Source organism: Streptomyces sp. NPDC093065, from assembly GCF_044754585.1.
Taxonomy (GTDB): Bacteria; Actinomycetota; Actinomycetes; order Streptomycetales; family Streptomycetaceae; genus Streptomyces.
The window spans coordinates 14,651-37,509 of record NZ_JBIVPJ010000039.1; the positions used below are offsets into that span (position 1 = coordinate 14,651).

Annotated in this window: 25 protein-coding genes and 1 pseudogene; 18 read left to right on the forward strand and 8 right to left on the reverse strand. The window is 72.6% G+C overall.

The features are described from left to right. Window positions 1-12 precede the first annotated feature (12 nt). Together ACIQFU_RS37185 and ACIQFU_RS37190 are read left to right on the forward strand one after the other, a co-directional pair. Complete coding sequence (locus ACIQFU_RS37185) at window positions 13-690, forward strand: hypothetical protein (RefSeq protein ID WP_402557686.1); 678 nt, start codon at window positions 13-15, stop codon at window positions 688-690. Beyond that, entirely contained in the window at window positions 687-1,091 is a 405-nt protein-coding gene (locus ACIQFU_RS37190) for a MarR family transcriptional regulator (RefSeq protein ID WP_402557688.1), read from the forward strand. Before ACIQFU_RS37185 ends, ACIQFU_RS37190 begins: the two co-directional genes overlap by 4 nt. A 66-nt stretch (window positions 1,092-1,157) precedes the next feature. Here the strand turns inward: ACIQFU_RS37190 and ACIQFU_RS37195 are convergent, their stop codons facing one another. The 3 genes from ACIQFU_RS37195 to ACIQFU_RS37205 form a co-directional block, all read right to left on the reverse strand. After that, the gene (locus tag ACIQFU_RS37195; protein ID WP_402557690.1) at window positions 1,158-1,742 is read right to left on the reverse strand and encodes a GIY-YIG nuclease family protein; all 585 of its coding nucleotides are present in this window, start codon (window positions 1,740-1,742) and stop codon (window positions 1,158-1,160) included. Window positions 1,743-1,843: 101 nt separating this feature from the next. After that, on the reverse strand, window positions 1,844-2,179 hold the full coding sequence (locus ACIQFU_RS37200; RefSeq protein ID WP_402557692.1) for a hypothetical protein: 336 nt from the start codon (window positions 2,177-2,179) through the stop codon (window positions 1,844-1,846). Beyond that, entirely contained in the window at window positions 2,176-2,973 is a 798-nt protein-coding gene (locus ACIQFU_RS37205; RefSeq protein WP_402557694.1) for a GntR family transcriptional regulator, read from the reverse strand. Before ACIQFU_RS37205 ends, ACIQFU_RS37200 begins: the two co-directional genes overlap by 4 nt. Window positions 2,974-3,285: 312 nt before the next feature. On the opposite strand from ACIQFU_RS37205, the gene ACIQFU_RS37210 reads away from it, so the two are divergent. The 15 genes and pseudogenes from ACIQFU_RS37210 to mobF form a co-directional block, all read left to right on the forward strand. Next, window positions 3,286-3,441 carry a hypothetical protein gene (locus tag ACIQFU_RS37210; protein ID WP_402557695.1) on the forward strand — a complete coding sequence of 52 codons (156 nt, stop codon included), beginning with the start codon at window positions 3,286-3,288 and terminating at the stop codon, window positions 3,439-3,441. A gap of 69 nt (window positions 3,442-3,510) precedes the next feature. Next, window positions 3,511-3,807, forward strand: a complete 297-nt coding sequence (locus tag ACIQFU_RS37215; protein ID WP_402557696.1) for a hypothetical protein — start codon at window positions 3,511-3,513, stop codon at window positions 3,805-3,807. Between the two features lie 195 nt (window positions 3,808-4,002). Further along, a complete protein-coding gene (locus ACIQFU_RS37220; protein ID WP_402557698.1) occupies window positions 4,003-4,146 on the forward strand; it encodes a hypothetical protein in 144 nt (47 codons plus the stop codon). Continuing rightward, a complete protein-coding gene (locus ACIQFU_RS37225) occupies window positions 4,140-4,346 on the forward strand; it encodes a hypothetical protein (protein WP_402557700.1) in 207 nt (68 codons plus the stop codon). Before ACIQFU_RS37220 ends, ACIQFU_RS37225 begins: the two co-directional genes overlap by 7 nt. 98 nt (window positions 4,347-4,444) lie before the next feature. Further along, a complete protein-coding gene (locus ACIQFU_RS37230; RefSeq protein ID WP_402557702.1) occupies window positions 4,445-6,046 on the forward strand; it encodes a DUF2637 domain-containing protein in 1,602 nt (533 codons plus the stop codon). A 385-nt stretch (window positions 6,047-6,431) separates the two neighbouring features. Beyond that, window positions 6,432-6,947 carry a hypothetical protein gene (locus ACIQFU_RS37235; RefSeq protein ID WP_402557704.1) on the forward strand — a complete coding sequence of 172 codons (516 nt, stop codon included), beginning with the start codon at window positions 6,432-6,434 and terminating at the stop codon, window positions 6,945-6,947. Continuing rightward, on the forward strand, window positions 6,944-7,195 hold the full coding sequence (locus tag ACIQFU_RS37240) for a hypothetical protein (protein ID WP_402557705.1): 252 nt from the start codon (window positions 6,944-6,946) through the stop codon (window positions 7,193-7,195). The genes ACIQFU_RS37235 and ACIQFU_RS37240 overlap by 4 nt, the downstream gene beginning before the upstream one ends. A gap of 440 nt (window positions 7,196-7,635) precedes the next feature. After that, on the forward strand, window positions 7,636-9,453 hold the full coding sequence (locus ACIQFU_RS37245; RefSeq protein ID WP_402557706.1) for a hypothetical protein: 1,818 nt from the start codon (window positions 7,636-7,638) through the stop codon (window positions 9,451-9,453). A gap of 5 nt (window positions 9,454-9,458) precedes the next feature. Further along, window positions 9,459-9,872 carry a conjugal transfer protein TraB gene (locus tag ACIQFU_RS37250; protein WP_402557708.1) on the forward strand — a complete coding sequence of 138 codons (414 nt, stop codon included), beginning with the start codon at window positions 9,459-9,461 and terminating at the stop codon, window positions 9,870-9,872. 77 nt (window positions 9,873-9,949) lie between these two features. Next, complete coding sequence (locus ACIQFU_RS37255; protein ID WP_402557709.1) at window positions 9,950-12,268, forward strand: hypothetical protein; 2,319 nt, start codon at window positions 9,950-9,952, stop codon at window positions 12,266-12,268. A gap of 80 nt (window positions 12,269-12,348) precedes the next feature. Beyond that, entirely contained in the window at window positions 12,349-12,891 is a 543-nt protein-coding gene (locus ACIQFU_RS37260) for a hypothetical protein (protein WP_402557710.1), read from the forward strand. A 22-nt stretch (window positions 12,892-12,913) separates the two neighbouring features. Next, on the forward strand, window positions 12,914-13,255 hold the full coding sequence (locus tag ACIQFU_RS37265) for a hypothetical protein (protein ID WP_402557712.1): 342 nt from the start codon (window positions 12,914-12,916) through the stop codon (window positions 13,253-13,255). Beyond that, window positions 13,252-13,503, forward strand: a complete 252-nt coding sequence (locus ACIQFU_RS37270) for a pRL2-19 (protein WP_402557714.1) — start codon at window positions 13,252-13,254, stop codon at window positions 13,501-13,503. Before ACIQFU_RS37265 ends, ACIQFU_RS37270 begins: the two co-directional genes overlap by 4 nt. 64 nt (window positions 13,504-13,567) lie before the next feature. After that, window positions 13,568-14,044 (forward strand): hypothetical protein, encoded by a 477-nt coding sequence (locus ACIQFU_RS37275; RefSeq protein ID WP_402557716.1) that lies wholly within the window; start codon window positions 13,568-13,570, stop codon window positions 14,042-14,044. 316 nt (window positions 14,045-14,360) lie between these two features. After that, window positions 14,361-16,628 (forward strand): annotated as a pseudogene (gene mobF, locus ACIQFU_RS37280) (MobF family relaxase); the annotation flags it as partial. A 1,801-nt stretch (window positions 16,629-18,429) separates the two neighbouring features. On the opposite strand, the gene ACIQFU_RS37285 reads toward mobF, so the two are convergent. Together ACIQFU_RS37285 and ACIQFU_RS37290 are read right to left on the reverse strand one after the other, a co-directional pair. Further along, window positions 18,430-19,020 carry a hypothetical protein gene (locus tag ACIQFU_RS37285; protein WP_402557717.1) on the reverse strand — a complete coding sequence of 197 codons (591 nt, stop codon included), beginning with the start codon at window positions 19,018-19,020 and terminating at the stop codon, window positions 18,430-18,432. A gap of 359 nt (window positions 19,021-19,379) precedes the next feature. Continuing rightward, window positions 19,380-19,547, reverse strand: coding sequence for a hypothetical protein (locus ACIQFU_RS37290; RefSeq protein ID WP_402557718.1), 168 nt, complete (start codon window positions 19,545-19,547; stop codon window positions 19,380-19,382). A 455-nt stretch (window positions 19,548-20,002) separates the two neighbouring features. Here ACIQFU_RS37290 and ACIQFU_RS37295 point away from each other — a divergent pair, with 455 nt between their 5' ends. After that, window positions 20,003-20,623, forward strand: a complete 621-nt coding sequence (locus tag ACIQFU_RS37295; RefSeq protein ID WP_402557719.1) for a hypothetical protein — start codon at window positions 20,003-20,005, stop codon at window positions 20,621-20,623. 596 nt (window positions 20,624-21,219) lie between these two features. Here the strand turns inward: ACIQFU_RS37295 and ACIQFU_RS37300 are convergent. From ACIQFU_RS37300 to ACIQFU_RS37310, 3 genes are all read right to left on the reverse strand, one after another. Further along, complete coding sequence (locus ACIQFU_RS37300) at window positions 21,220-22,074, reverse strand: hypothetical protein (RefSeq protein ID WP_402557721.1); 855 nt, start codon at window positions 22,072-22,074, stop codon at window positions 21,220-21,222. Window positions 22,075-22,165: 91 nt separating this feature from the next. Then, window positions 22,166-22,345, reverse strand: a complete 180-nt coding sequence (locus tag ACIQFU_RS37305; RefSeq protein ID WP_402557723.1) for a hypothetical protein — start codon at window positions 22,343-22,345, stop codon at window positions 22,166-22,168. After that, the coding region (locus ACIQFU_RS37310; RefSeq protein ID WP_402557724.1) for an RNA polymerase sigma factor at window positions 22,342-22,859 on the reverse strand (518 nt) is incomplete at its 5' end. The genes ACIQFU_RS37310 and ACIQFU_RS37305, both read right to left, overlap by 4 nt.

The window sequence follows — 22,859 nt, forward strand, 5'->3', positions numbered from 1 at the left end:
GGACGGAGACCCATGGCAGCCACGCGCAGAGCGGCCCGGCGGCTGGAGCTCGTAGACACAACCACCGGCGAGGTGGTCGAGCGGAAGCAACGGGTCCCCCACGCCTTCGACGGCAAGGGCTACACCCTTGAGGGCCACGGTGCCGAGGTGCCCAACTTCAGCCTCAACCTGAGCGGCACGGAGTGGGACGTCCTCGACTGGATGAAGCAGCACGGAGGCTGCGCTAACCCGGTCCGGCTGGAGCCCTCAGAGGTGGCCCCGCTCCTGTGCAGCACGCCGAACACCGTCAAGGCCGCTGTCGCTCGCCTGCTGAAGCTGAACCTCATGCTGAGGATCGGCGGCCCCCGCTCGGGCACCTACCAACTCAACCCGCGCCGCTTCTGGGAGGGCAGCGGGGAGGCTCATGTGAAGGCGTGCACCCGCATGGACCCACCGGCCGTCGCACCGGACGCAAAGGCTCTGGCCACGGCCCTCAAGGCCGCGCAAAAGGCCACCGACACCGCGCGCGACGCCGCCGAGGCCGCCGACGAGGCGGAGGAGATGGCCCCTGGCAGCAAGCTCGCCGAGAAGACGCAGGCCACAGCTGCCGCCACCCACGCATCGGCGATCCTGGCAGTAGAGACCGCCGTCAACCTCGGTGCGCAGCTCCCCGTGCAACTGCGCCGATTCCTCCAGGAGGCCGCCAAGTGACTGCCCAGATCAGCGTTGACGACCTGACGATGGCCCACCCGGTCTACACGCTCAACCTGACCGCCGCGCAGCGCTGCACCCTGGAGTGGCTGACCGTCAACGGCGCCCTCTACGTACCGCTCGCCGCCGACCCAGAGGAGATCGCGAAGGACTGCGGCAACTCCGTCTCCACGGTGTACGAGGCCCTGAACCGGCTGATGGCGCTCCGCCTGGTCCACCGCACCGGTGCGGAGTACCGGGTGAACCCGCGGTTCTTCTTCGCGCAGAACCCTGAGGTGGCGCAGCTGGTGCTGGACGCCCTCCAGGCCCCCGACGTCGAACCCGACGAGCGCGCCCACCAGCCGCGCCGGACTTCGCCGGCCGACGCCCGACGCCGCCGCGAGGTGCGTCCCGTCTCCTGACCGCACAGCACAGCGCCCCCGCTCCGATCTTCCCGGAGCGGGGGCGCTGCTCTATGTGCCAGGCGATCAGCCGCCTCCCCGTACGGGAGGAAGCTCGAAGCCCTCGGGCTGCTCGTGTCCATCGCCAACGAGCGTCTGCGTCACGGCCAGGACGTCGCCTTTCGCGTCGTACTGGATGGTCCGGTACAGCGTCACGGGCTTGACCGCGGAGGGCGGAAGGCCGAAGTCTGCGCACTCGAACCAGGTGAGCATCCGGGCGGTCAGGGTGCGCTCCAGCCGGACGCACCCCGGGATCGTGGGAGCCACGGGAGCTAGAGCCAGGTCCGGCGAGACGCGCGGCGGCGGGATCGGCAGACCGAGACCTGGCGCAAGCCTTCGCACCGTCTCGCTCACGACGGCGACCGGGTCGCCAAGGCTGGTCAGATCGAACCACTCGCCCCGCCGGTTGTGCTTACGGAACTCCTGGTGGAGCGCCGCCTCAAGGTCGCGGCCGCCCTCGCACGTCCACAGCACCGACAGGGTCAGCGGCAGGCCGGTCTGCATCGTACGGACTCGCCTGTCCACGTCCGTCGTGGTGCCGATCTTCACCAGGTCTAGGCCCTCAGCTCCTAAGAGGTAGACGACTTCTGAGGGCTTTCGGGGCTGAGTCATGGGTGATCCTCCGAGGGTTTTGGCTCTGGTGCGGCATGGAGCCGCCCCCGTTCCGATCGCTTCGGAAGGGGGGCGGTCTCGTCGTCCGGCCGTGGGCCGGCCTACGCCTGGTCTGGCTTGAGCGATGCGGCGGCGGCCCGGGCCGTGCCGAACGGGCGGCCGCTGAAGTCGGGGGACTTCGCCGTCGGCTCCTCGTCGTCGCCATACGGCAGGACGTACCAGGAGTGCAGATAGGCCGGGCCGTGCCGGTGCACCTCGCCGACGAACCGGCCGTCCCACGCCACCAGGTAAGGCGGCTCCATGCCGTCCAGCGCCCGGTAGACCAGGCCGTGCGTGGCGCGCAGCTCCCGCACGACCTGGAGGTGGACGAGCTCCGCCGCCGACCTCTCCAGCGTCTCCTGCGCGGCCGCGCTGGCGGTGTCCAGCTCGTTCGTCATGACGTGCTCCCCTCGGCCCCGGTCGCCCGGAGCGGCAGGCCCTTGTAGGTCAGCGTCAGCCTGTCAGCCGCGCCCGTGTGACGGGTCAGTTCCAGGACACGGCCCGTCGCGTCGTAGGTGACGCGCTCGACGACCAGGACCGACACGCGGGAGCCGAGGGAGAGTTCCGCAGCTTGCTGCGCGGACGGCACCCACACCTCGACGTCGTGGTCGGTGGACGTCGGCGAAAGGCCGGCGCCCGTCATGGCACCGAGGACACCGCCCACGACCTTCCCCGGCCGGTCCAGGCCGGCGGCCCGGGCGACCTCCAGCGGGTACCAGGCGTCTTGGAGCTGGACGACGTCCTCGCCGATCGTGGCGCGGCGCCGCCGGTGGACGACCAGGGCGCCCGGCTCGATGCCGAGGCGTGTGGCGACGTCCGCCGGGGCCCCGACCTCCTCGGGCTCCTCCACGAGCATCCGGCCGTCAAGGCCCTGCGCGGCCGTCGCGTGCTCCCAAGGGCCCTTATCGCCGCCCGGCGCCAGGACGTCGCCGTACGTACTGAACGGCACCCGAACCCGGGACATGTCCCGGACGATCGTGCCCACGCCCGGCTTGGAGACCGTCCGGCCCTCCTCCTGGAGGAGCCGGAACGCCCGGTTCACCGTCGTGATCGCCGAACCGAACTGGTCGCACACGTCGCGCATGGAGGGCAGCGGGTCGCCAGGGGACAACTCGCCCGAGTCCATGAGCCGCCGAAAGTGCGCGGCGATTTCCTCATAGCCGCCGGGGCGGCCCTTCCGCCTAGTCGCCATCGGTCCCTCCTGCTCATCGTGCTGACGCTCTTGAGTGTAGTGCTTGCGATTCCTTAAGTGTAGTGCTCTACTTAAGCCCAGAGGGGCCACCACGCACCGAAGCGAGGTGATCACTCAGCGCCCGGAGGGACAGCACTGACGGTGGTCTCGAAGGAAGCGACAGCACGTTGATAACCGCAGATCAGGGACCACGCCGGTAACCCGTGGACCGCCAGCCTTCGAGCGTGTGGGAGGTCGGAAACATGGCGGTGAAGACCGGCACCCGACGGCTCCGAGTCGTCGCGGTCCAGCACCTCGCGCGCCACGCGCGTCGTGCCGGAGCCGCGCCTACTCGGCACCCCGGCCGCCAGGGGCGATAGCAGCGCCCCGGCGGCCCTTGCACCGTCGCTGCGCGTCACCCGGGCCGCCGCCGACGTCGTGCCCTTCCCGGCCGCCGACGAGGCCGCCGCCGCGCAGCTCGCCGCCTGACCAGACCTCACCCCCCACCGGCCCCCGGCACCCGCCGGGGGCCTTCGCACGACAGAAGGGACCGACCGCATGACCGATGACGTTCACGCGCACCCGGTCGACCAGCCGCTCTACGGACGCACGGCCGACGCCATCCCGGACCAGCTCCGCGAGCACCCGACCCCCGGCGGTGAGTCCTCCCGGATGACCCTCCGGGTGAGCACGGACGGCGGCCGCTCGTACGGCACCGCCGTGACCGAGGCCGTCGACCACCAGACCGCGTGGGAGAACGCGGGGCCGATGGGCCTCGGGCCCGGCCCCTGGCCGCCCTGCCAGTGCCCCCGCCACCGAGGCGGAACCGCCGGCCTCCCCGGCCCCCGCGGCTGACCAGACCAGACGACGACGGCCCCCGAGGCGATAGCAGCGCCTGAACCGGGGGCCGTGCCCGCGCGCACCAACCGAATCACCAGGAGGAACGACGCATGACGGACCGTACCAACAACCTGGTCACCTGCCCCACCGACTCCGACCCGGACATGGACGAGGCCCTGCGCCGCGTCCGCCAGGGCAAGGGCGGCCGCCGTGGCTGACCGCCCCGACCAGCCGCAGCGCACCGTCCCCCCGCAGCGCCGCCGCATCGTCGTGGTCCCGACGCCCACCCCGATGCCGCCGCTGCCCCGGGACCCCGCCGCCCGGCGCCGGGTCATCCGGCAGCGCCGATGGTGACCCGCCGCCGGCCTCCGCGTCGGCTGACCGTCCGCGAGGCCGCCGCCGTCCTGGTCCTCACCGTGCACGCCACGGCGTGGCTGGCCGTCTCGGTCGTCCAGCCGTCCGTGCCCACGGTGCTCACCTGCCTGTCGGCGTACGGCGCCGCCCTCGCCACCCTCGCCCTGATCCTCACCGCCGGGCGAGACGGCCGCACCTGACCACCCTTCGGACGCCACGGCGGCCGCCGCCCCCTCGCTTCGGGGACGGCGGCCGCCGCTTCGGACACACTTCGCCCGACCATCCCCCGGAGGACCTGATGACCCTCACCACCCTGCCCCTCAGCAAGCAGCCCACCGGCCCCGGCCGGTCCTCGCCGCGCTCCGCTTCGGACGCGTCGCCGACGACTTCGGGCACGGCGGCCGCCGCTTCGGGCCCGGCCGCCCCGGCTCCGGAGACGACCGCGACGGCTCCGGGCACGGGCCGCCGCTGGAGCCTCCCCGGCGGGCTCACCCGAGCGCAGTCGACCACCGCCGCGGCGATCGTCCTCGCCGCCCTGGCGCTCGCCGCGATCGGCCTCTACCTCTCCTTCGAGCACGTCGCCACGTTCGCGCACGACCGGCTCGGCTTCGCCACCCTGGGCAAGGCCCGGCTGTTCACGGTCGGCGTCGACGTCGGCATCCTGGTCCTGATCGCCCTCGACCTGCTCATGGCCTGGCTGCGCCGCCCCATCGGCTGGGTCCGCTTCCCCGTGTGGCTGCTGACCGGCGCCACGATCGTCCTCAACGCCGCGAGCGCCGCCCCGGCGGCCGGCGCCTGGACCGCCCTGGACTACGTGGCCACCTTCGCCCACGGCATCGTCCCGGTGCTGTTCATCGCCATCGTGGAGGTCGGCAAGACCGCCGTTGACCGCGTGGTCCGCCCCGACGCCCACGACGGCCCGGGCGTCCCGCTCTACCGCTGGTTCCTCGCCCCCGCCCCGACGTTCGCCCTGTGGCGCCGCATGAAGCTGTGGGCGGTCGCCACCTACGCGGAGGCCGTGGAGCTGGACAAGGAGCTGCGCGTCTACCGCGTCATGCTGGAGCGCGAATACGGCAGCGCCCGCAAGGCCCCCTCGGACGCCCGGCTGCCCCTCACGATGGAGCGGTACGGCCTGACCGTCGCGGAGGCCTTGGCGCTCCCCCGGGAGGCCGAGGAGCGCGCACAGGCCCTCCGGGAGGCCGAGGAGGACGCCAGGGTCGCCGAGGAGGCCCGCAAGGCCGACCGGGCCGCCCGGGCCGAGATCGCCCGCCTCAAGGCCGCTGGATCCGTCCAGGCCGCCCGTACCGAGGTGGACGCGTCGACCAGCCGCGCGGAGGTCCTGGCGGCCGCCGACGTCGCCGCCGCCGAGCGGGCCGCGACCGCCGAGACGGAGGCCGTCCAGTCGGAGGCCGCCGCCCGGGCCGACGCCGACCGCGCCGCCGCTGAGGGACGCGCCGCCGAAGCCCGTCGCCGCGCGGCCGAAGCCGACGAGGCCGCCGCCGAAGCGCGGGCCCGTGAAGCCGAAGCGGCCCGCCTCGCGGCCGAAGAGGAGGACCGCACGGCGGCCGCCGAAGCCCGCACGGAGGAGTCCCGGGCCCGCGCCGCCCTGGCGCAGCGGGACGTGGCCGAAGCCGAGCGGGCCGCCGCCGAAGCCCGCCGCCGGACGGCCGAAGCGGAGCGCGCGGCGGTCGAAGCGGAGGACGAACTGACCCTCTCCCCGCGTGACCGGAAGATCCGCAAGGTGGCCCGGATGATCCTCGCCGAGGGCGCCGGCCACCCGGAGAACCTGCCCCTGGAGGCGGTCATGTCCGCCTGCTCCGTCTCCCAGACGACGGCCTCGGAGTACCGGACCGCAGCCGCGCAGCTCCTCGCCGAGGGCTACACCCCGGAGGCCCGCTGATGGCCCGCAGCCGCGTCAAGCCTCGCGCGCCGCGCCGCGCGCCCGAGGAGAACGTGCCCGGACAGCTCGGGCTGTTCGGCTCCGCCGACCCCTGGCAGCCCACCGGCTGCCGCTGCTGGCCTCCCGACAACCGCGGCTGTGGCCATTGCCGGACCTGTTCCGCCTGCCAGGACTGCGGGAGGTGCGTCGGCCCCGGCTGCGCGTGCGGCTGCGACGACGACTGACCAGCACAGACACCCACCACACCGAGGGGCGGCCCACACCGGGCCGTCCCTCGTCGTGCGCCTGGTGCTGCTGCTGCCGTTCCCGGCCCACCCCCTCACGGCCGGGCGCGGTTGCGGGACCACCCGCCGCCATGCCCCTACGGCACACCACGGAGGACACCGTGACCGAGATCAACCGGCGCCCTGACGCCGACTACTCCAGGCTCCTCGACCTGGACGTCCTGACCGCCTGGACCATGGACCGGCAGCGCGTCCACCACCAGGACGCGGCCGCGTACGAGGAGATCCTGGCCCTGTTCCAGTCCGCGCTCCGCTCCGAGGTGGTCGACGGCGACGGCCGCCTGTCCGCCCCAGCGCGGGCCCGCAAGGTGGAGAAGCACCTCCGGGCCGCCGTCAAGGCCGCCAGGAAGCAGGAGGGCGCCATGGAGCGCGTCCGCCTGGCCTTCGCCGCCCACCAGGCGCACGTCAAGGCCCTCCCCGCGCAGCGCGAAGCCAAGCAGATCAGGAAGGCCGGCCGCCGGTCGTCGGTCGCCGCTCTGACGGCCAAGAGCCTCCACAAGTCGGCGGCCTCCTTCGCCCCGGCCACCGAGGACACCACGGCGGCCCCCGCCGCCTCGAGCACCGCCCCGGCCGCGCGCGGCATCACCGACCTGTTCGACCAGCGGAGGGGCGCGTGAGCGAGGTCGTCGTCACCCCCGAGCAGCGCCGCTACGAGAACCGCGTACGGCATTTGCAGGCGAGGCAGACCGCAAACCAGACCCGGGGGCCGAAGGGCGTCGCCGCCGTCTGGTGGGACCAGGCCCGAGCGCTCGCCACCCGAGCCGAGCGCAACGGCGACCCGGAGATGTGGGACCACCTGGCCCGCACGCTGCAGAACTGGTGCTCCCTCGCCGAGGAGCGCGAGCAGGAGCAGCACGCGCAGTAATCATCACCATCATCATCACCGGGGCCGGGGCTGCCTCGCGTGCGCATAATGCGGGCGCTCGGGCGAGCGGGCGCACGGGCGCGCGAGGATGCCCCACCCGGTGACTGACCGTCAAGGGAGCGCCACCAGTGGGCGACGACGACAACGTGACCGTTTTGCGGCCGAGGAGCGCGGCACCGCCGGGCCTTCCTCCGCTGCCTCCACCACCTCCAGGGCGGCCCTCGTCGCCCCCGACTCCACCGACCGCCCCGCCGCCGGGACCACCCCCCAGCAGTGGGGCGGATCCCGTTCCCGACAGCAACGGCCGCCGGTCGGCGGCCGACTCCCTCGCCGCCGCGACCGCGCCGGGCCTGCCCACGCCGCCCCCGCCTCCGCCGGTCCCGGCGACGTTCCGTTCGGACGGCCTGGACGACGGCGGCGACGAGGGGGAGGAGATCGGCATGGGGACGCTTGGGCTCGCGGCGGTCCTCGCCGTCGCGCTCGCCGCCCTGCGGGGAACGGCCGGCGCCATCACCGACTGGAGGCAGCGCCGCATGGAGGCGGCCGCCGAGGCCGCGCCCCTGCGCGCCGCGCGGCTCAAGCTCCAGGAGGCGCAGATGAAGGCGGACGCCGCGAGCACCGGAAGCGGCGGCCGCGTCCCGTCCAGCAACGAGTACGGCCGCCGCTCCCTGGCCCGCACCGGGTCCGGCGGCGGAGGCAGCGGCGGGGGAGGACGGAGCGGCGGCGGAAGCGGCCGTGCGGGCAGCGGCTCGTCGTCCGGCGGCCGCACTGGCCCCGGCCGGTCTCTCGCCTCCTCGGGCAGCCCCGGCAGCCGTACGGGCTCGCCGTCCGGCTCGGGCGGCACCGGCCCGGGCCGCAAGGGCAGCGGCTCCCCCGCGGGCGGCTCGGGCTCGTCGACCACCAGGAGCACGGGCACCAATAAGGGATCGTCCAGCGGTTCCGGACCGGGCAGCGGAGGAAAGGCCGGCGGAAGCGGCGGCAGCTCGGGCAAGGGCTCGTCGTCCGGCTCCAGCTCGGGCAGCGGCGGCGGTCGGCGCCCGGGCGTTCTCGGGCAGCTCGCCCTCGATGGCTCGAAGCGCCGTACCGCCCGGCAGGCGGGCGAACGAAAGGAAGCCGCCCGCCAGCAGAAAGCCGACCTGGCGGAGCGCAAGCGGGCCGGGAAAGACGGCGACGCCAGCAAGAGCACGGGCGCGGGGGGCACCAGCAGCAAGGCACCCGGCGCCACCGGCAAGGACGGCAGCAAGTCGGCCGGCACCGGCCGCGTCACCCTGGGCCAGGCCCTCGGAGACGAGACCCGGCGCCGCGCGGAGGAGCGTCTGCGCCGTCGCCGGGAGTCTCCCGACCCGCCGTTCATTCACCGCGTCCCCCGTGACGGCGCCGAGGCCGCCGAGGGGGCGGCCGCGACGACGACCGGGGACGGCAAGAGCAGCCCGGGAGCGCCCGCAGGAGGCGCCACAACATCCACGCCGGGGCCGACGACCGGGACCACCACCGGAGGCCCTGGAACGTCCGCAGGCGGCCCTACGGCGACCGGTCCGGGCGCCGGGTCCACCACGGGCCCGAGCGGAGGCCCCGGGGCCGGGTGGGAGTACTGGCGGCCCCCGGGCGGCGGCGGCCGCCGTAACCCCTGGGACAGCCTCTTTGAAGCCGAGTGGGACGCCCAGGTCGTGTGGACCGTGGAGCAGGTCGACCCGCCCGGCGCGCACGCCAAGCTCTGGGAGCCCGAGGCCATCGCCCCCGCCCGCGCCGGCCTTCCCGCCGGGGCCGCCCCGACCACCACGGCGGCCGCCCCGGCCGCCACCGTCACGACCACGAAGGAGACGCGCGTGAGCGCACCCCTGATCCCCACGCCCCGCGCGGGCGGGGCCGCCTCCGAGCACCTGACGGACGTCACCCTGGACGACGTCCTCAAGTCGCTGGAGAAGTCCAAGACGGACTGCTTCGCCACCTACGACGAGTGCGCCGACCTCGCCGACAAGGCGCTGAAGCTGCGCGACTCGCTTCACGAGCTGGCGGACGAACTGGCGGAGCGGCACAACGTGATCGGCCGCCTGACGTCGGCCGCCATGCACCGGCTCGGGGAGTCCATGGACCTCCTGGCCCGCCGGGCGGAGGCGATGCGCACGGAGTCGCTGCACGCGGCGGAGTCCGTGGAGCTCGCGCACGACGAGATGCACGACGCGTACAAGCCGGTCCAGCAGGCCGCCGCCGACGCGGGCCTGGTCATGCCGTCCGCCCGCATCCACAACGAGGACTGATCACCGTGAGCGATCTCGTACCGCGCCCCGCCAACCTGCCCGCCGCCACCGGCAAGCCGAGCTTTACCCGCCTGGCCGCCCGCATGGCGACGCTCACCGCATCCGCCCTCGCGCTGAAAGAGGGCCTGTGGGCGCTCAAGCGCCGCATGGAGACCGACGCCGACCACGCCGACATGCTCGCCGACCTGTGCGTCGCTGCCGAGGTGGAGCAGCGGTTCACCGGCCAGATCAACGAGGCCGGGACGGCGCTGCGCAAGGTCGCGGAGGCGTCCGCCGAACTGGCCCGCGCCGCCGACCAGGTACAGCACGACTCGCAGGGCCTCCACGACGCCCACCAGGGCGAATACCGGGGCGTGTACGAGGCCGTGAACGCCTCGGGCGTCCGCCAGGCCAAGCCCGGTTTCTACCGCACCCGCTGACCGCCCGTCCGACACCAACCACCCCGGGGCCCGGCCACCACGGCCGGGCCCCTCCTCGTGCCCTGGAGGACACCGCCGTGACCGCCGAGACCGTCACCCCCGCCACCACCCCGGCCGCCGACGTCCGGCCGCCGCTGAGTCCGACCGCCGCCCGGCACCTGGCCACCGTGGAGCGCATCGCCTACGGGGCCGCCGGCCTGACGGCCGCCGTCGGCCCGAGCACCGACCTGTGGCAGCTCCACGCCGCCGCCCTCGGGACCGGCGCCGGGGTCCTGTGGCGTCTGTGGACCCGCACCCGCGACCGTGCCGACGGCTTCGGCGGCCGCCTCCTGACGTCCTGCTACAAGGCCGTTCCGGTCCTCGGGCTGTCGACCGCGTACGGCGTCGCCCTGGCCTTCCCGGGCACCGTCTGGTGGGAGGTCGCCGCGTCCGTCGCCGTCGCCACCGCATCGGCCGTCGCCGTGCCCCTGACCCGCTCCCGTGGCGTGCGCCGGGCCGCCGACAACCTCCCGGCCGTCGTCGCCGCACAGGCGCCGGCCGACGAGGAGCAGCCCGAGCAGGACGGCTACGAGGGCGACGTCGCCCGGCACTGGGCAGCCTCTCCGGCCACCGGCACCACGCGCCTGGCCCACGTCCGCCAGTACCACTTGGACCGCCCCGACTTCGAGGCCGTGATCCTCGCGCAGCCCGGCGAGGCCGTCCCCGGCAGCCTGGACCGCCGGGCCGTCGCCGCCGTCTACGACGTCCCCGAGGAGGCCGTGCGGCTCGCCCCGGTCCCCGGACACGGCCCCGGCCGGATCGCCGTCTGTGTCGCCCCCGTCGAACTCCTGGCCCGCCAGCAGCACCAGGAGCCCGGCGACCAGCTCGCCGCCCTGTGGGCCGCGAAGGTGTCCGCCCCGAAGGGCGTCGCCCCGGGCGTGGAGCTGGTCGACCACCGTCTCGAGGAGGACCGCATCGTGATGCGCGTGGAGGCCCCGGACACGCAGCTCCTCGCCCTCCCGCGGCTCCCCCTCGCCCGGGCCCTCGGGGTGGAGGACCCGGAGCTGCTGATGATCGAGACGGACGGCATGGCGCACGGCGTCGTCACCCTTTACCGGGAACACCCGCTCCTGACCGTCCGCGAGGCCACCCCGGACGACCTGGTCATGGACCGGCACGGCCGCATCGCCATTGGCATGCGCCACGATGGCCGGCCCGCCCGCTGGCCGCTCTATGACCCGGAGCTGGGCGCCCTGACGGACCTCCTGGTCGGCGCCCCCGGCTCGGGCAAGTCCGTGACCCTGCTGACCCTGATCGCCGCCGAGCGGGCGAACGGGATCGTCTCCGTGGTCGCCGACGCGCAGGACGGCATGAGCCTCCCGGAGGCGGAGGGCCGGGTGTTCCACTTCGGCGCCGGGCAGGCGGAGGCGGCCGCCACCCTCGCCGCGTACTCCGCCGTCGCCTCCTACCGCCAGGAGGTCAGCGCCGCGAACGGCTGGGGGTCCTTCACCCTGGGCAAGCCGTGGCGCCTGGCCATCCTGACCATGGACGAGATCAACCGCATGCTGGCCATGGACTCCGGTCTGCCCGCCCCGTTCCGCAAGTGGGTTGCCGGGATGCTCGGGGCCGGACAGATCACGTGGCGGAAGGTCGGCATGGGCGTCCGGATCGCCGGTCAGTCCATCCACCTCGCCGACCTCGCGGACTCCGAGAAGATCCGCGCGAACGCCAAGAACGGGTCCGTCTGGCTCGGGCGGGTCAACTCCTCCATGACGCGCTCCATGGCGTCCGACATGACCACCGGTGCCGTGGAGATCACGCCCGTCCCGAAGTACTTCGGGGTGACCGGCACGGCCGAGCTGGACGCCGCATGGTCCGGCGACGAGGCGCCCACCGGTCCCGTCACCGCCGGGACGGCCTGGCTCATCCAGTCCGGACAGCCGTACCTCTCCCGGGTCTGGCGGGCCGTCAAGGAGAACCGGACATACCCGAGCCTGATCGGCCTCATGGAGTCCTCGCCCCTGGTCGACTTCACCCCGCCCGAGGCCGACGTCTTCCGCCGCGCCTACGACGAGGCCCTGACGATCGCCGTGGCGCTCCTGGAGGGCGACGAGGACGGCGGAGGCGCACCGGCCCCCGCGGCTCCCCGTCGGACCGCGCAGGCCGCCGACGCGGGCCCGTCCCGGGTCCCGGCGCCGCCCGCCACCGCGCGGACCCTCCAGGTCCTCGTGCTGGAGGCCCTGGCCGCCGGGCAGCTCCGCACCCGCGAGATCCGCAAGGCGGTAGGCGCCGGCACCGACGGCGGCCCGTCCTCCGGGTCCGTGGACAACGCCCTCCAGGCCCTCCAAGACGCCGGGCTCGTCGCCCGCGTCGCCCACGGCGTGTGGGCTCGCACCGACCAGGCCGACCCCTCCTGACCCCGCACCCCTCGCCGGGCCCCTGACGCGCCGTACGCGGCCGCCGGGGCCCGGCCCGCTCTCCCTCGCCGGAGGACCCCGTGAACGCCCCCAGCGTCGCCGCACAGGCCCCCGAGCGGGCCGACACCAGACCAGCACCGCCCGCGTCCCTGGAGGACCGCCTGACGGCCGTGAGCGCCCTCATGGACAACCGGCTCACGGTCGCCGCCCTGGCCGTCGCCGTGAACACCGCCGTAAGCGTCCCCGACGTCGGGCCCGTCGACCTGGCCGACGTCGTCCGCGTCCCCGCCGACGTCCAGCCCTACCGGCCGCCCGTCGACCTCTACCCGACCCCCGTCGCCGCCGTCCTGCAACGTGCCCGGGCCCGGCTGGAACGGGACGGCTGGTGCCAGGGCGCCACGGTCGACGAGGACGGCGCCCGCTGCCTCTACGGCGCGCTACACGCCGAGGCCGCCAGCACCGGCGAGCTGCACGACGCACTCGCCGTCCTCCTGGACGCCATCCGCCGGCACTTCCCCGACGAGGAGTCCGTGCCCGCCTTCAACGACGGCCGCCACGGGCCCCGCGTCGTCTTCCGCGTCCTGGACCAGGCCGCGGACCTCGCCCACACCCGCAACCTCTGATCACCGAACGGAGAACCGCCTCATGCCCCTTCACCGCGCGGTCGGCTGCGACACAACCGGCTGCCTCGCCCTCTACCTCGCCGCCCCCCAGCTCGGGCGCGACGCCGCACAGTTCGCCGCCGTACGGGCCGGATGGACCGTCACCGCCGGGGGCCTCACCTCCCGTTGCCCGTGCTGCGCCCGCGGCGGCCTCCCCGTCCTGGAACGCGGCGACTGCCCCGTGTGCACCGGCTCCACGTTCAGCCGCGAGGACGCCGACGTCTGCCACCACTGCGGGCACACCACCCCGCACCCGGACGACGCGTACGACGACGAGGACCAGGAGCACGGCGAGCAGCTGCACGCGGCGGAGGCCGACCGGTGACCGGCGGACCGCTCGACGGCCGCTCGGTCCGGCCCGAAGACCTCTCGCACTCCATGCTCGTCGCCGTCCTCATGGCGCACGGCGGCTCCCTGACCATCCCGGTCTCCGCGTTCGAGCCGGACAGCACCGGAGGCCCTGACGGCTCCTGGCACGCCGTGGCGCTGGAGCCCCTCGAGGACGGCACGGTGCGGCTCTCCGTCCGGCCCCGGCCGTCCGACACCGACGCAGCCGGCGTCCGCTTCCTGTGACCAGCCCGACCCGGCGGCCGCCACTTCAGGCCGCCGGCCTTCCCGATCCACCGAAGGAGCACGCATGCGCACCACGTCCACCGCCGCAGCCGCCCGGTTCACCGCCGCCTACGCTCTGCTCACGGCCTCCCACGAAGCCGGGGACTACTGGGTACAGCGGGACGCCGATGCGGTCGCCAAGGGCCACCAGGGGCACGAGGGCCGGGCTGCCTGCGTCCGGCACGTCGCCTCCTACACCGCGACACAGGGCCTCGCCCTGACGGCCGCCTCCCGCTATCTCGGGCTACGCCTGTCCTGGCGACGCGTGGCCGCTGCCCTCGCCGTCTCCGCCGTCACGCACTATGCAGCCGACCGGTGCGCCGGTCACTGGCGCGAGACCGGCGACGACGCCCCGGTCCTGGTCCGCTTCGCCCACCACATCGGCAAGCGCCAGTGGCTCACGAAGGACCCGGGCGCCGGGCCCCTGCTGGACCAGGCATGGCACAAGGCGTGGATCGCTGCGGCCGCCCTGGTCGCTGCCGGTCCCGCCGACACCTGCTGACATAACCCGCGCACAGGCTGACATCCCCGGGCCCCCGGCCGCCCCCTCCAACGAGGGGCGCGGCCGGGGGCCCTTTTTGTGCGTCCCCCGCACGTCGTATCTCTGACGGACCGTTTCTTGGTCAACCGGCGATCCGGAGTTACGGTCAACGCTCCCCCGATGCCCGTGTGTCTGTGGTGACTGCCGATCTTGTTCGCCAAGATCGAAAAGCAGGCATGGACAAAGGGGGTTCCCCTGCCGGGGAACCCCGGCCACGGCCGGGTAGGGCGAACGACTGCACAACCGCACAAGGTGCGGAACGGGGGAGGGGCGCCGGATGGCGTGGGTGACCGAGATCAGCGCCGACGAGCAGGTCGACTACCGGCTCAGCCGTCAGGCGGGATGCGGCGTCGTCGACGGGGCCGGCCAGCAGATCGAGGCCGGGCAGGACGACCAGGTCGACTACCGACTGGAGTCGGACGCGGACGGCGTCCTGGTGTGGATCGGCTCCGGCCTGGACGCCGTCGGCCTCACGGCCGGCACCGTGATGACCCCGGACGGCGAGGCCGCGGCCCGCCGTCTGATGAAGGGCTGCCACCCCGCCACCGGCGCCCGGCTCATCACCACCAAGACGTCCGTGCGTGCCGACGAGAAGGCGGCGCTGACCGTCGCTCCGCTGCTACGCGCCATCGAGGCGAAGGCCGCTGAGGAAGGCGTCGAACCCGCCGCGCTGCTGGAGGGAAAACCGAAGCAGCAGAAGGTGCTCGCGCAGCAGCAGCGCATGGTCAACCGGAAGGGCGAGGCGCAGCGGCTGCACGTCGAGACCGTGCGCAAACTCGCCCGCGCCACCGGCATCGACCTCGACGCGGTGTACGGCAAGGACGCGATCGAGTTCGCGTGGAAGCACAAGGATCTGCGCGTCGACTCCCGTGTGCGCGGCTGGGACATCGTGCTCGACCTGACCAAGTCCGACAGCACGCTCGACGGCCTGATGCCCGACCTCGACGAGCGCACGTACCGCGAGATCGTCCACCAGGCGAAGGACGAGACGCTGCGCATGGCGGAGCAGATGGTCGGCTACGCGGTCGGCAGCGAGGACGGCGAGCCGGTGCGGATCGCGACCGGCGGTCTGCTCGGCTGGTCCGTCGAGCACCGCGCCGCACGTCCAATGGGCGACGGACAGCCCGGAGACCCGCACCTGCACCTGCACGTCGTCATCGCCAACATGGCGCTCTGCGAGGACGGCAAGTGGCGGTCGATCGCCAACTCCGGACGTGACCTCTACCGGCACGCCGCCGTGCTCGACGCGGTCTTCAAGGGCCGCGTCCGTCAGCTCACGTACGAGCGGTTCGGCGTACGCCGCGTGCAGGCGGAGACGACCCGTGCGTGGGAGATCGACGGCATCCCCGAGCAGCTGCGCGACGCGTTCAGCCGACGCGGCGCCCTGGTGACCGAGACCGCCGGCGAGGACGCCTCGCTGGAGAACAAGATGCGGGTCTCCGCGAAGACGCGCCGCGCCAAGCACGCGGCGGACGCGAACGGGATGCGGGCCAGCTGGCGGGAGCGCGCCGAGGCCCTCGGCATCGACGTGGACACGATGCTCGCCGCGGCCGCGCCCGGTCCGCCCGGCCCGGACGGCGGAGCATCTGTCGACGGACCCGGCGGCCCTCGCATCCCGCCGCCCAGCGACATCGCCGCCGTGGTGTTCGATCCCGACCACGGCGTCACCGCGACGAAGAAGGCGTTCACCCGTGCCGAGCTGATGGCGGCCGTCGCCAACGCGCTGCCGTACGGATTCGGCAGTGCAGAACTCACCGAGCTGCAGCACCTGGTCGACGACGTCCTGCGCGTCGAGGGATACGCCGTGCCGCTGCGGCACCTCGGCTCCACGGTGATGTCCAGCACCGACCGGTACACCACCCGCGACGTCCTGGCCGCCGAGGACGTCGCCGTCACCCAGGCCCGTACGCGGGCCGGCGACAACACCGTCCGCCTGACCCCGGAGCAGGCCGACGCCGCCATGTCGGTGTTCGCCGTGGCGGCCGGGTTCGAGCTGTCCGAGCAGCAGCGCGAGGTCGTCACCCGGCTGCTGACCGCCGGGAACGGCATCGACGCCGTCATCGGTGTGGCCGGCGCGGGCAAGTCCACGCTCATGGACGCCTGCCGGATCGCCTGGGATGCCACCGGCACCACGTACGCGGGCGCGTGCCTGTCAGCGGTCGGCGCGCAGGGACTGCAGGACGCCTCCGCCATCCCCTCGCGCACCGTGGCCTCCTGGCTGAAGCGGATCGAGTCCGGCGAGGGCCTGACCGGGATCGACGTCCTGGTCGTCGACGAGGCGGTGATGACCGACGACCGTTCCGCGGCGAAGCTGCTGACCGAGGCGGCCCGCACCGGCACGCAGGTCCTCGCGATCGGCGACCCCAAGCAGCTCCAGGCCGTCGGCATCGGCGGCTGGTTCGCGGAGGTGCACCGCCTTGTCGGCGGCCTGACCCTCGACGAGAACCGCCGCCAGCGCGACGACGCCGAGCGGGCCGCGCTCGACATCTGGCGCACCGGCGACCACCACAAGGCCTTGCAGATGCTCGCGGCCGCCGAGCGCGTGCACCCGGCGGACACCGCCGACGAAGCCCGCTCCCAAATGCTGATGGCCTGGGACAAGCTGCGCGACCAGTGGCCGAACGAACTCGACCTGCTGGACAACCTCGCCGTCCTCGCCGCGCGCAACGACGACGTCGACCTCCTCAACGCTGGCGCCCAGGAGATGCGCCGCCAGAACGGCGAGCTGGGCGACACCATGCACACCTACGCCCTGCCCGGCGGCCGCACCCTGACCCTCGCCGAGAACGACGTCGTCCGCGTCCGCGTCAACGACTACCGCTCCCGTCGCGACCCCGACCAGCCCGACATCCTCAACGGCTACCGGGCCAAGGTCACCGCCATCACCGACGACCACCGCGTCCAGATCACCTGGCGGGCCAAGGACCCGTCCTCCCCCACCGGCACCAAGGAAGTCTCCGCGTGGATGGCCCCAGAGGACATCGCCGGCGGCGCCCTCTCCCTCGGCTACGCCATGACCGTCGCCGCCAGCCAGGGCATGACCTGCCACACCTCGCTGCTGTACGGCCACGGCTGCAACGCGTTCGCGGCCTATCCCGGCATCACCCGCGGCAAGGAGGCCAACCACCTCTGGCTCCCCCTGGACGTCGTAGAGGACGAGCGCACCCAGCGCGAACTGGGCGACGCCCGCACCGAGACGGAGCTCCTGCAGCGCAGCATCTTCGCGTTCGCCGACTACCTCGGACAGTCCAAGCCGGACGGCATGATCTCCGACGAACTGCGCGCCGCCCCCGAGCCGGTCGCCCTGCCCCGGCAGACCGAACGCCTCACCGCCCGCGAGGAACACGAGGCCGCCCTGCGCAACGCCAGCGCCGCCCGGGAGCGCAGCGTGCGCGCGGCTCGGTCGAAGTCGACGTTCGTGCAGCGGCAGATGTGGGAGGACGCCGCCCGCCGCGCCGAGCTCGCGAGCGCCGAGCAGGAGCGCCGCCAGGACGACGTCGAGCTGCCCGCGTACGACACCGGGGAGACCGGCGCGGACGGTCCGCAGTGGTCCGAGGAGCACCAGGCGCGGCTCGACGCGGCCCTCCGCGTGCAGGAGCTGCGGGCCATCCCGTCCGCAGCCAAGCGGCCGTACGGCGACCTGCCCGACAAGGAACTGCGCACCCGGATGGGCCTCTACCTGGAGGCGGCCGAAACGGCTGAGGCTCTGGCCGCCGAGGCCCGCGAGGAGTACCGGCAGCGGCACGAGGCCCTGGAGCGCGACGCCGAGGCCGGCACCACCCGCGGCCGCGAGTTCGCCACCCGGGCCGACGTCGTCCTCACCGCCGCCGAGGCCCTGCTGACCCGCGCCCGTGAGGAGACAGACGCCGCCGCCGAGGCAGCGCAGAAGGCGAAGGAGCTCCGCAGCCAGTACGACAAGACGGAGACCGCCCGCAGGGCCGGCCACGTCACGCTCGCGCTCACCTTCACCACCAAGAAGGCCGTGAAGAAGGCGACCGACAAGCTGGTGGAGCAGCGCATGGAGGCCGAAGCCGAGGAGATGCGCGCCAAGCGGGCCGCCGCGGACGCCCGCACTCAGGCGTGGGACGCGCTGACCGAGGACCCGGACGCCCGGGCGCTCGGGGCCATCGGCTACCGTCCGGCCACCGTCGAGGACCTCGCCACCAAGCTGCAGGAGCTGCGCACCGCCCTGCCGGATCGGGCACAGGCGATCGACACGGGCGATCTGCGCCGCCGCAACGACGCGCACGGCCGCATCCAGTCCTCGACTCGGAAGGCCGCCGAGTTCCGCGGCTACATCGACGCCGTCCGCCAGGAGCAGGCGTACCGCAGGACGATCCGGGAGCTCAGTCCCGACCGGCACGACGAGGAGGCGCGCTACCGGGTGGCCCCGGGGCCTCGACCTCTTCGAGCAGCCGTTCCAGCTCCGCCCAGGAGCGAACCCGCTGGCGCGCGTACAAGGGGCTGTCGAAGAACAGGGCGTGGCAGTGCTGGGTGAGATCCCGTAGGACGGTCAGCTTCTGTGCCTCGGGCCGATCCGATATCCAGACGCCCCGCGTGTTACCGGAGTAGCGCACCGCCAGGCCGGGGAGCTTCGGCCCCTGGTAAGCGAAGAGGAGCTGTACGGCGTGGTCGGTGAGGTACTTGGTTGCTTCGTCGACCTGGGCTTGCCAGCGGAGGCGTTCGTCCCGGAGTGCCGCGCGGACGGTCTCAGTGGCTTCTGGGACGACGGGTACGGCGAGCAGTTGCGTGACCGCCGACAGGACGTCCAGCATGTTCGCCTGGAACTTCTCACGGGCTTGCATCTTCGCCTGGAAGCGCCGGTTGCGGACCTCCAGGAGGGGTGCGACGTACCGGCCGCCGACGATCAGGGTGAGGAGGGACGTCACGATCGAGATGAAGGCGGTCGAGCTCCATGAGGGCATCCAGTCGGGCATATCCGTGATTGTGGTGTAGCTGCCGAAGCCAGGGTGACGTCATCACGAACATGACGCCGTACGTGACGATGACCATCTTGCAGTGCGCATCATTGAAGACCTCGCCCTTGTCGTCATGGCCGTGCTGCGTGTGCGAACTGTCGCTCGATCCGCGTGGCGAAGACTGCGACGATCGGGAGGAAGCCGTTACGACCTCCAGTCCGTCGCCGATCATCTCGATCTTGTTTGCTACCTAGACCTGTCGATCTTGCCCTGGAACCACAGCGTGAACGCCGAAGGCCCTCTCGTCGTACAACGAGAGGGCCACGGAGGCGAATGATCGCGACGCTCGATTCGACCTTGGTCCGGCGGAGCGTGAGCTAGAGCTGGTAGATCCAGAGGAGAGCCTGCTCGCCGAAGCTCTGGCCGAAGACCTTGAAGACCCCGCTCGTGAGGCCGAACGCGGCAGCACCCAGGAGTCCGCTGAGGACGCGGTGCTTCGAAACGAAGGTACGGAGGGCCGTCCACGACGACTTCCACCGAGCCACCTGGCTCGACGGCAGGTCGGACTCCCCCGTAGTCTCGGGGTTGGAACTGATGGTTCTTCTCCAATCATGAGAAGTGCTGGCCGTGCTTCTTGGTCGGGTGCGAGACCCATCGGACTGCTGTGCGGCCCCCCGTTGGCGCGGGGGGCCGCAGTCGTCTCACCTCCTGGTGCCGGACCGCAATCGAACTGCTGTGGCGTCGCGAGCCCGTTGGCGCGGTGCCTCTTCGAAAACCCGTCAACTCGGGTCCTCCCAGCGGCTGCTCTTGTCGCTCCCAAAGAGCCTATAGGGCCCCACTGACACTAAAATGTTGTAAAAAGATGTCGCGAGACATCGCTAACAGGATGAGCTGAGGAAAGTGGCATATGCCAGCACGTCCACGAATCCCGGACCCCGAGCAGGGACCACTCCAACGGTTCGCGTATGACCTCCGTGAGCTGGGCCGAGACAAGGTCTCGGTGGGGTGGATCGCGGGGCATGAGCAGACGACGGCCTCCAGGGCAGCCCTCTACGCGGCGCTCTCCGGCACTCGCCTGCCGACAGCGGAGACCATCAGTGCCCTGTTGCGCTGGTGGGTGGGCAATCCCGCAGATGAAGTGCTGGATCTGGAGGAGACCTATGTGGAGTCCACGTGGGCATGGATCGAACGCCTTCCGAGGGACCATGAAGGCCGCCAGCTCGCGACGGGGTGGCGGACGCGGCACCTGGGCATCGTTCGCAGCATCGAGCAGGAGCGGGAGTACCGCCCCAAGGCGCAGCGCGTAACCATCACCGTCCCCCGGGAGCAAGAGCGCTTCATCGCTGAGCTGCGCAAGCTTCTGCAGCTCACCGGCCTAGAAGATGAACCGTGGCTCATGCTCGGGTCCTACAACTCGAGGGTGGAGAGGTACCTGGCCGGCGAAGCGATTCCCACTGACGCGACGTGCTGGGACCTGGTGGAGTTGCTGATCGACTTCCTTCCCCAGGGCGTCGATCTTCTTGACGTCACGACTCGCTTGACGAAGTCGGCCGAAGCCGCCAGGGCGGGGCGAGTGCGGCAACGACGTATCGCCCGGAAGCGCAGAACCTCATCGAGCTGAAGAAGCGCAGAGACGTCGACCTCGTGCTCAGGCGGGTGACGGGTCGAGCGGCGAGGTCCTCAAGAAGAGAGGGTCGCCGAACTCGCTGTGGAGGTAGAGCATGCAGAAAAATCCGTTGGTGCGGTCGACGTCGTTCTTGTCGAACTCGTCGGCTGAAGATTGAAGGCGCCCCGAGTTATCTGCGCCACGGAGCGTCGTGCAGGCCGTCGCGCCCTTCCGGACGGCTGCATTCCACCTATCTCTCACCCGCGCTGGCGGATTGGAGGCGGACGTCCGCCTGGATTCCCGTCCGGGGTCAGCTGGAAGCCCCCCGCACCGGGTCTGCGCCGCCCGTTCCGAGGGCGCGTCGGGGGCTCGGCGGCGGGGCGGGGGTGGTTCCGAGCACTCCACGGGTCCGCAAAACGCCAAGATCTGGGAGGCGGACGCTGGGCAGTGCGTCGAAAAAGTCGGCCTGTACGACGCGAATGCCCTGGAGAGAAGCATCGGGGCCGGTGCCAAGGGTGCGGCGGCTGGTCACGGCGATCATCGTACGGGCGCAGCTCGTCGCGGCCAGCTCTCCGCCCATCTGTTGATCGGCAGGTGGCGGCCAACCGTCCTCAGGGTGTGCGGACGATGGCTCCGGAGACGAACCACTGCACCAGGGCGGCGGCGAGGTGGACGCCGGCTCGGGCGGCTTCCAGAGTTTCGGGCACGGTCGCGGTCTGGGCGCCGTGCCGCGAGGTCTGCCCCTCCCACAGCGCGCGCATCATCGACTCGGCCGGGGCGATCGGATCGCCGGCTGGGGAGGAGATCGCGGCGGTGAACTTGTGCCGGGCGTTCTTGATTTCGCCCAGCATCGTGCCGAGGGTGGCCTTGGCGTTGTTGGGCTGGATGATGGCGTGCGCAGCGCACTCCACCGCCTTGATGGCCTCGCTATACGCGCGTACCGGGTCCGGGCTGCGCCCGTAGGCCGCCTGCCAGGCGGCGGCGAGGTGATCGGCGGCCGATCCGGCGGCGGGCCCGGCCGCCGCGTCGGCGATCGTATAGCGGACCGCGTCCCGCACGGCCGGGGTGACCCGCTCCTCCAGCCCGTCCTCGGCCTCGTTGACCCGGTAGGCCGACCCGGCGTCGTCGAGCATTTCGCTGAGGGTATTGATCTCCCATGAGGCCGCGGCCTTGGTCTGGAGAACCTCGTCCACCACGTCCAGTAGCTGAACACCGATGGTCTGCGTGAGCGGCTTGACGTACACCGGCGAGCCGTAGCGGTTCAGCGACGGGGATATCCGCAGGCGCAGACAGATGGGGCGGGCCTTGTGGTCCTGCTGGCTCCCTTCGTACGTGAGTGCACTGTTGACCCACCTCTGGAGCGGCACGAGCAGGTGCTCGGGCACGTCCTCGAAGGGGCCGTCGTGATCCGGAGCGGCGGCGAGGCCGGTGCGGACGGAGAAGCGCGGGCGGGAGCCGGTGGTCATGACGAAACGGTAGCCGGACGAGTGGTCACGTCGGATAAGCGCAGTGAGTTATCCGACGCGGTCGGTGGTGGCTCCCTGGACTTGGTGAAGGTCAGCTGGGCGGCTCCTCCCCTTCGATCGTGCTGGGAGGCGTCCGGCACGCATGCTGCCGAGTGCGGATGCGCTGCCATCCGGTGGTGCCGGCCAGCAGCACCAGCCCGGCGATGACATTGCCGACTACGTCGTGGAGGACGAAGTCGTACAGCGCGGCCAGGACTGCGGTCTTGGTCATCGCTGTGCCCCCGTCTGCCGTGCCTGCTGGGCGCGCTGCTGAAGGGCTGCGGCCATGCGATCGTCCGCGCTGGCCTCCGGGTGATGGCCTGTGAGGTCGCGGTGCTGCTTGCGGAGGAGTTCCCTGCGTTCTCGCAGGCGCCGGTGGAGCCGATAGATCCGGTCGGTGACCATCTTGGCGGTGATGCCAAGCGTCTCGCCGATCTCGGCGTAGCTGTATCCCTCGTAGACCATGCGGAGCATGTGGCGCTTGTGCGCCGGCAGGGATGCCAGGAAGCCGTTCAACCAGGCATGCACGAGCATTGACTCGTCCTCGAACGGGGAGTTGCCGGTCCACCAGGGCATCAGGTCCACGGCCCAGTCCTCCGTCACGCCCAGTTCCGTGAGGCGCCGGTCGCGCTGGAGGCACCACTTCCGGTAGTGGCGTGGGAAGGACTGCAGGGCCCCGCGGGTGAAGTAGGTGCGCAGACCGGCGGCCGAGGGTCGTCGGCCGCCGGTGGGCTCGGAGTCCTCCG

Coding starts and splice junctions, on each gene's coding strand:
- ACIQFU_RS37185 (WP_402557686.1), top strand. CDS start 13: ATGGCAGCCACGCGCAGAGCGGCCCGGCGGCTGGAGCTCGTAGACACA.
- ACIQFU_RS37215 (WP_402557696.1), top strand. CDS start 3,511: ATGACCGATGACGTTCACGCGCACCCGGTCGACCAGCCGCTCTACGGA.
- ACIQFU_RS37300 (WP_402557721.1), bottom strand. CDS start 22,074: ATGACCACCGGCTCCCGCCCGCGCTTCTCCGTCCGCACCGGCCTCGCC.
- ACIQFU_RS37305 (WP_402557723.1), bottom strand. CDS start 22,345: ATGACCAAGACCGCAGTCCTGGCCGCGCTGTACGACTTCGTCCTCCAC.
- ACIQFU_RS37265 (WP_402557712.1), top strand. CDS start 12,914: ATGCCCCTTCACCGCGCGGTCGGCTGCGACACAACCGGCTGCCTCGCC.
- ACIQFU_RS37195 (WP_402557690.1), bottom strand. CDS start 1,742: ATGACTCAGCCCCGAAAGCCCTCAGAAGTCGTCTACCTCTTAGGAGCT.
- ACIQFU_RS37245 (WP_402557706.1), top strand. CDS start 7,636: ATGGGGACGCTTGGGCTCGCGGCGGTCCTCGCCGTCGCGCTCGCCGCC.
- ACIQFU_RS37205 (WP_402557694.1), bottom strand. CDS start 2,973: ATGGCGACTAGGCGGAAGGGCCGCCCCGGCGGCTATGAGGAAATCGCC.
- ACIQFU_RS37285 (WP_402557717.1), bottom strand. CDS start 19,020: ATGCCCGACTGGATGCCCTCATGGAGCTCGACCGCCTTCATCTCGATC.
- ACIQFU_RS37200 (WP_402557692.1), bottom strand. CDS start 2,179: ATGACGAACGAGCTGGACACCGCCAGCGCGGCCGCGCAGGAGACGCTG.
- ACIQFU_RS37230 (WP_402557702.1), top strand. CDS start 4,445: ATGACCCTCACCACCCTGCCCCTCAGCAAGCAGCCCACCGGCCCCGGC.
- ACIQFU_RS37225 (WP_402557700.1), top strand. CDS start 4,140: ATGGTGACCCGCCGCCGGCCTCCGCGTCGGCTGACCGTCCGCGAGGCC.
- ACIQFU_RS37275 (WP_402557716.1), top strand. CDS start 13,568: ATGCGCACCACGTCCACCGCCGCAGCCGCCCGGTTCACCGCCGCCTAC.